Source organism: Okeania sp. SIO2F4, assembly GCF_010672385.1.
Lineage (GTDB): Bacteria > Cyanobacteriota > Cyanobacteriia > Cyanobacteriales > Microcoleaceae > Trichodesmium.
Genome location: NZ_JAAHGT010000502.1, coordinates 1 through 6,895, shown reverse-complemented (window position 1 = coordinate 6,895; position 6,895 = coordinate 1). Strand labels below are relative to the sequence as shown.

At 35.9% G+C, this 6,895-nt stretch carries 8 protein-coding genes; 1 reads left to right on the top strand and 7 read right to left on the bottom strand.

Features of this window, described 5'->3' with window-relative positions; genetic code table 11:
- Positions 1–658 precede the first annotated feature (658 nt).
- The 3 genes from F6K22_RS25915 to F6K22_RS25905 are packed head-to-tail and all read right to left on the bottom strand — an operon-like array spanning position 659 to position 1,978.
- Positions 659–790 carry a hypothetical protein gene (locus tag F6K22_RS25915; protein WP_293104657.1) on the bottom strand — a complete coding sequence of 44 codons (132 nt, stop codon included), beginning with the start codon at positions 788–790 and terminating at the stop codon, positions 659–661.
- 1 nt (position 791) lies between these two features.
- Positions 792–956 (bottom strand): hypothetical protein, encoded by a 165-nt coding sequence (locus tag F6K22_RS25910; RefSeq protein ID WP_293104654.1) that lies wholly within the window; start codon positions 954–956, stop codon positions 792–794.
- The gene (locus F6K22_RS25905) at positions 956–1,978 is read right to left on the bottom strand and encodes a protein rep (RefSeq protein ID WP_293104652.1); all 1,023 of its coding nucleotides are present in this window, start codon (positions 1,976–1,978) and stop codon (positions 956–958) included. The genes F6K22_RS25910 and F6K22_RS25905 overlap by 1 nt, the downstream gene beginning before the upstream one ends.
- 682 nt (positions 1,979–2,660) lie before the next feature.
- On the opposite strand from F6K22_RS25905, the gene F6K22_RS25900 reads away from it, so the two are divergent.
- Entirely contained in the window at positions 2,661–2,801 is a 141-nt protein-coding gene (locus tag F6K22_RS25900; RefSeq protein WP_293104650.1) for a hypothetical protein, read from the top strand.
- Positions 2,802–3,223: 422 nt separating this feature from the next.
- Here F6K22_RS25900 and F6K22_RS25895 read toward each other — a convergent pair whose 3' ends face one another.
- The 4 genes from F6K22_RS25895 to F6K22_RS25880 form a co-directional block, all read right to left on the bottom strand.
- Complete coding sequence (locus tag F6K22_RS25895; RefSeq protein WP_293104647.1) at positions 3,224–5,380, bottom strand: DUF3987 domain-containing protein; 2,157 nt, start codon at positions 5,378–5,380, stop codon at positions 3,224–3,226.
- A gap of 433 nt (positions 5,381–5,813) precedes the next feature.
- The gene (locus F6K22_RS25890; protein WP_293104645.1) at positions 5,814–6,392 is read right to left on the bottom strand and encodes a hypothetical protein; all 579 of its coding nucleotides are present in this window, start codon (positions 6,390–6,392) and stop codon (positions 5,814–5,816) included.
- Positions 6,392–6,634: a hypothetical protein gene (locus F6K22_RS25885; RefSeq protein ID WP_293104642.1), complete on the bottom strand. Its 243-nt coding sequence runs from the start codon at positions 6,632–6,634 to the stop codon at positions 6,392–6,394. The genes F6K22_RS25890 and F6K22_RS25885 overlap by 1 nt, the downstream gene beginning before the upstream one ends.
- Before the next feature lie 72 nt (positions 6,635–6,706).
- Positions 6,707–6,895, bottom strand: a 189-nt coding sequence (locus tag F6K22_RS25880; RefSeq protein WP_293104639.1) for a hypothetical protein, incomplete at its 5' end; no start/stop codon positions are given.

Sequence of the window (6,895 nt, the reverse complement as noted above, 5' to 3'; positions counted from 1 at the left end):
GTTGACACCCTCATTGCAGCGTCTCTAGTTTTAGCCCTAATTACAGGTTTGTGTGTGCCAAATTTAATTCTGGCATTTTTATTAACTATAAATACGGATACAAAACAATTGAGTTTGGAGACTTAGTCACGAACCCTAGCTTTAAGCCATTTCCGAAAATGGCAAGATGCTAATATTCTTACAGTCTTATGAATACCTGCTGGACTGTAAGCAATAACAGCGATGGATGGTGTATTTTGGCTAAGTCCTGGATAGACTAGAACAAGTCAATGATACTTTTTCCATAGTTTAGGTCAATATGGCGAACCTGTTATACGAAACTCCCTAGAAATAGAACTCTCTTCGTACAAAGATTTGCCATAGAAAGAACAATTTCTGCACCCATGAAGGATTACTAAAGATGAAACTACTCACTCCTGAATTCATTTACTCCATAACCCCTATCTTTATTGCAACGATTGGTGGAATCATTGGAGTTACTGTCTTAGTTACCGATAGTGATGATGCCAAATAGTCATCCGGAATCGGGTTAGCTGGAACAGCAATTGCTGGTGCCGCTGGTTTAGCACAGTCTAACAAAAATGAATCAACTGTTTCTGCTCAAGATAGCGTTGCGAGAGGAAACGGACAGAAAACAACGCCACACGTATAAGTTATCTTATACGCACAGTTTAACTGGAACTAGACGTATAATTCGATGTACTCTAACAACATAATTAGCAAGAAACATTAAATACTCAATTGCTGCATCAACTGTTCTATGTATACCAGGCTTTCCTTTATTAACCATCTCAAATACCACTCTCTACATATAAATATGAATAGTAACATTGTTGTTCTCTATTATTAATAAGCTTAAAGCCAAATTGTATATCTTCATCCACTAAATATTCTGGATGTTCAACTGCATATTCCCATTTTTCAATTGTAATTTTTTGTTCAGCACTAGCAACCATTAAGCCCCCCTTAAACAATACTGTTTATTATTACCTTTCTCCAACCATTCAAAGTTATAAATCTTTGCCTTTTTACCACTCTTACCTTTGAAAAAATTCCTATTATCATCGTCGTAGTCACTACTAATTAAACTCCCATCTCGATTGAGAAAGTTAAAATGCTTACGAAACACTCCGGCTAAACTAATTCGTTGAACTCCTGAAACTTGCAGTGCATACTCAGGAAACCAATGCCAATCAGAAACATAATCAGCAGGTTTTAACTCGTACTTCAACACCTCCAAAGGCGATCGCTCAAAATAATCAACAGCTTCAATACTAACTATTGGGTCATAGTCAGCTTTCAGAGAGCGTTTCCACAATTCCTTAAACTCCGACTGCTCCATATATTTTTTCTCAAAATAATCAGGTTCAACCGCAATCATGTAGTGAAGATGAGGATGAGAATTATAAATCCAGTGCTTAGTTTGAGTACATTCAAACGACCGTAAGTATCCCCTGTAAAGCCTACCCAGTTTATATTTGAAGCTCATCATAAACTTGTGGGAAGCAGGAGATAAAGTGTTATCAATAAACTCACGCAACCTGTAAATGGGAACATTGCGAACAGTCAAAGTCAGAAGTAAGTATCGTAAATTTAACTTTTCCAGTTCAGGATAAGCACGAAACGCTTTAGCCCTCCACATAGCCGAGCGTCGGGAAGTACACATCGGACAACATCTAACACGACAGAAATTAGCTGCAATCAACTTCGGACCGTCAACAGTTTTGATAAAACTGAGCTTGCTGCCACAAGAATCATTATTATATTTGCGACCCATTAACTTATCAGCCCAATCCTGAAGCTTAGAAGCTTCTGCCTGATTTTTTCTATTTTCAGCAGCAATTTGCAAAAGGTTTGCAGATTGACGAACACTACGTTGGAGTTTATTAAAATTAGCATCACCAGGAAAAATTTCACCTAAAAAAGGTTGCATCCCTACAAAACTACTTGAGGGATATTGCGGATTAAAAGTACCCATATAATGAAATTAATATATTTCCATTATTAGCAGAGATTATACCCTCTGTCATCAGAGAAAATACGGTTAAATTTACGAAAACCCCATCCATATTGGCCATTTAAAAATTATGCCTTATTTATTAAAAAGTTTACTTTCTTATCAAGGTAAGTAGTGGCGGCCGGGGCCGGGGGTACAGTGGCTCCCCCATCCCCATCGGCCACCCACTTTCTTATACTTTTTTAAATTGGTTTTTTTACTGTGAGTGCTTTTAATAATGCGCTCGGCAATATTAGCTTAAAAAGGAACTGGAATATCAATCATTTCTAATTATATTTTTATTATTTTTGTCCAGCAGTGAGAACGCCTAAAAGCCTCAAAGAACTACAACTAAATCAACTAACCTAAGTTCAACTATAATTTGTAGAAGTTCGAGGACTCATCTTCTACAAATTAAGTCTCTCTAAGGTTCCGTCTCAGGAGAGCCGTCGTTGATTAAGTTTCCGTAATCTTTGAGTCTTTTTGACGGCTAAAAAAATTCAGTCAATGATTACGTTTTTGGGAGCTTTAGTAGTCGGCGAAGAATGATAGCGCAACCGAAAAACAACGGCGACAAATTCGGTACCGCTACGCTGCAACACTTTACCTGCACACGTCCTCACATAATAAAAAAATACAAAAATCATGATGAAAAAGACGGACGGTGCAGGCCGCTGACGCTAAAGTATTGCTACCGAATTTGTTCGATACTTACATTCTGCCATCAGCGATAGTAACAGCAGCAGATACAGAAACTGTGGCTCCGCCACGGTTACAGTTACTGCTGTTACTCTACTTTTTCTAGATAACAACCTCTAACTTTATACTCTGAATATTTTTGATTTTCGACCCAATATTCCCCTTCTGAATTAGGATTTTTTTGGCCACAACGACGCTCGTAATAATTAATCTTAGAATTCTAATATCTTAGAAAATTTTAGACTAATTTTTCTCAGGAATTGATGGCCAATTATAGATAAGCTACTATATTTGTGGCCAACTATATGTCCCATAGTGGCGATCGGGATTTGTATAAAGCTGTTTGGACAACAAAAAGTTTTATAATCTAGACTGGGTATAGATTTAACCCGTCAGCAGTTAGTCAACAATTGACACAAGTTAGAATTTTTGACACAAGTTGTGACAGGAGTTGTGACACAAGTTGTGTCAACTGTTGTCCATTGTTTCCTAAGATGTGACAGGTCAAATTTAGTCATAATAAGGGTTTTAAGACTTTTTGTTGTCCAAAGACTTGAATACTAAACTATCCTTTCTCTTATTTTGATATTGAGTTTGTCCCAGTCCCATTTTCTCAAAGTCCAAGAAATATTGTCTAATAGTAGTAGCCTCAAGTTTTGGTTTTAAACTACGAAAATATCGTAGTTGTAAAACATCTCTTGCTGAAATAAAATTATCTTTTTCCTGACAGTATTGAAGAATTTTTTTCATAGTATCAGAAAGTGTTGGCTTAGGTTTCAGCAAACAAACTTTTTCAATAAAATATTGTTGTTGAACTATACTGTCAAAAGCCACTTGACAAACTGACTGAGAAATTAAATTAGTTGGTTCATTTGGATAGCTAAATAATAAATGAAGCAACCCACAATGCCTCAGAAACTTACCAGGAAATTTATTCAAAAACTCAGCCATAATCTGGTTATTTTCCTCCATCGCTTTAGTTTCCATCAAGCTGATTTTGGTCACAATATATTTAAAAGCATCCGGCGAAAACATAAATTTTTGCCCTGGTAGTTGGGCAGCCCAAACCAATAATTTATAAATATCCTCAGTAACGTCAACTGCACTGCCACCTGAAATCACTTCTTCTAAGGTTAGTGGTTTATTCTCCATCCATAAGTAGTTGAATCTGGCGAAATGCCCTGCACTGCGAAGGTTTGTCTGACTCAATAAATCCTGAAATACCTCCGGCTGTATTCCACCAATAATCCCCATTTGGCAGTTAAAACTGTTACCAGTCATTAAACTACCACCAAGTCTATCATCAGATTTCATACGGAGTTTTGGTGAAATGTTGCCATCGTAAAACTGCAGCCAAGCTTCTTTATCATCCCCATTGCGGTATTGATTCATTGCTGCAAAGTGCGCTGATAATTCATCATAGAAAAATGTAATCCCTCTGTTACCTTGACGTTGAAACTGAGCGCAAACTGCCTCCATCGTAAAGCTGCTTTGTATAAATGTTCTGTACTGTGGCTCAATTGGTTTGTCCCCTGGATTTTTATCTCCTTTCTCCCATTCAGCTAATAGAGATTGATAGTGTTGGTAGTCATCCATATAAGCATCAGCAGCTTGTTTTTCTAATTTTCCCAATGCCTTGCGAACTGGTTTAATAAATGGTGATTTACCTTTGCCAGAAGTAGCAATTAAACATACCCAACTGATTAATTTTTCTGACCAACCATCATGTACTTCCACCTCAAATTCACCATGGATAACTCCACTAATAGCAGCTATTAAACACTCCATTATTGCCAGTTCATCCCATCCCAGGTTCTGAGCGTGTAGGCTACACATCTTTAGTTTATCCGGCAGATAATCATACTTTTTCTGAGAGCGAATTAGTGGGGTAAATAGCTTTTTTTCTTCTAAATCTTCTTGTTCTTTTTGCAGTTGCCAATAAATTGATTTAATGTCCAGTTTATTAGCTTTATATTTAGCAAACTCAATCTCCAGTTCCGATGAGGATAAATCCTTTTCTAAAAGAGAGGCTGCCAGTTGCTTAGAATGTTTTTGTCGCTCATCAAAAAGTACCTCATTAAACTCATAAATATTAATCAGTCCTTGATTAACAATTTCTTTCTTTAAATCCTGAATTGCCCCTAAATCAAAGAGAATCTCCCGGATTTGTCCTCTTAAATCATCTACTAAATATTCATGCGAATTCTTATGACGCTCTGGTTTTTCTAAGAGACTAAATTCCAGAACTTTTAACGCATATTTCTCTTGTGATAACTGAGGATAATTTAGCAAGTTATTAAGATGGTTGATTAGGTCAGCTCTCTCCATTTTTACTAATAAGTCACAGATGATTGGTTGAGTTATTTTTTGGAAAATTTCATGAGATTCTTTACAAGCTCGGTACAAGACTTTATGGTCATTAAATCTAAATGAATCGACTGATATTTCTTTCTTGTTTAGCTCCTCAAAATCAGCCCCATACATGATTAAATTAGCAAATACTTGATTTGTTGTTGTTTTGTAAGCCCAATTATCTCCCATACTTTGTAATAAATATGGGTTAATATTGTCATAATTAGGATTGACTGACTCACAAGCATACTTTAGGCCATTACCTGAATCTAAATATCCAGGGGCTGTATTTCCACGAAGGTTGTCGTAATTGTTGCTTTTTGTTTCACTCATGATATAATACAATAATAATTGTCTAGTCGTTGTCTAGTCGTTATCTAATTGAATTGAATTGTTAATTCCAAATAAAAAATAATTGGAATTAGATTACAATCCTCTCAAAATTGGACTCTGAGAGGATTAATTATTTATACCATTAATCTGTGATAGAACACTCATTGATTTCCTTAATCCACACTTTCTAACTCCTTCAATCTATTCTTCCAATACTTCAAAAACAGCAAATCATCCCCTTCTAAAAATTGAAAATTTCCAACTCTTTCACACATTCTCTGATATCTTTTTTGCTCATCTTTATGAAGCAAATCTTGATGATTGTATAGAGACTATAATCCTTCCATTTGAGCAATTAAATTATCATTATCTCTCCTATCTAATTCAAAATATATTTCTAGCATTTTCTCATATTTATCAATCATAATAACTCCTAAATAATTGCTCTAATTTGCTCCAATAGTTGTTTACCTTTCTGATAACTCCTACCTTTCATTTGCAACATATTCTCAATTATGTAAGAATCGGAAGCGGTGGAAGTACGAATAAAATCGACTAGCTTAACAACTTCCGCTACTTCCAGTTCTTCCAATGCTTCCACCCGTTTTGATAGTGTGAAAGTAGGTTGTTTAGCAGCTTCCTGTGATTCTACCACTTTAGGTGCGATCGCCTCCTGGTTATCTGTAGCAGTCCAAAAAGATAATATTTGTTTTGCATCTTGGTTAAATCCTTGTTCACGGGAGTATAATATCGCAGAAGTTTCGGCATCAAAATCTAATTGTTCAGCACGTCTAATTACACCAATTAATTCTTTAAACTGAGCAGAAGTTTTACTAATTATCCAACCCAGAATAGAATGCCCTAATGACCATGCAATGGCAAAGTGTAATAACTCCTCATTGCGACTGATTACTGCATAAATACCAAAGAAAGATTGACCTAAAAGATAAAATTTAGTTACGTCATGTAGTTCATTTAGATGGCTTATAATTCTCTCAGTTGCCAAGTTCATCAAATAAAAACTCCTAAACTAAATCCTGATAGAAATGCTGTTGCTGATAGGATAGTGAATGCTATTAATTCCCAGAAATCACTAACTCCTCTTTTAATCCAGTAGTAACCAGTTAATCCAATTGTTGCTAGTAGTTTAAAAACCATTAATGGTATTAAAAATCGCCACCAACCTACAGCTTCATATCCTACTAAAATTGCAGCGGTAAAAATTCCTTGGAATAAAAATGTTGCTTGCCACATAATACCGTTTCTGTTTATAGTATAGTGATAAGGGAAGGTTGCAGCCTTCCCTAAAATCAAGTCAAATGTTTGTTAGCTTCTCAATTTGCTTCGGATTGCTGCTATATCAGCATCAGCTTTTTGGGAAGCCTGTTCATAGTTAGCAGCAGCACCAGCAAATGTCTTTCGTTTTCCTTGTGCATATGCTCCAAATCCTGCTAATAGTTTGGCTGATTTGGCTGCATATTTAATTGCTTGTCTTGCATATCCTTTGACTCCATA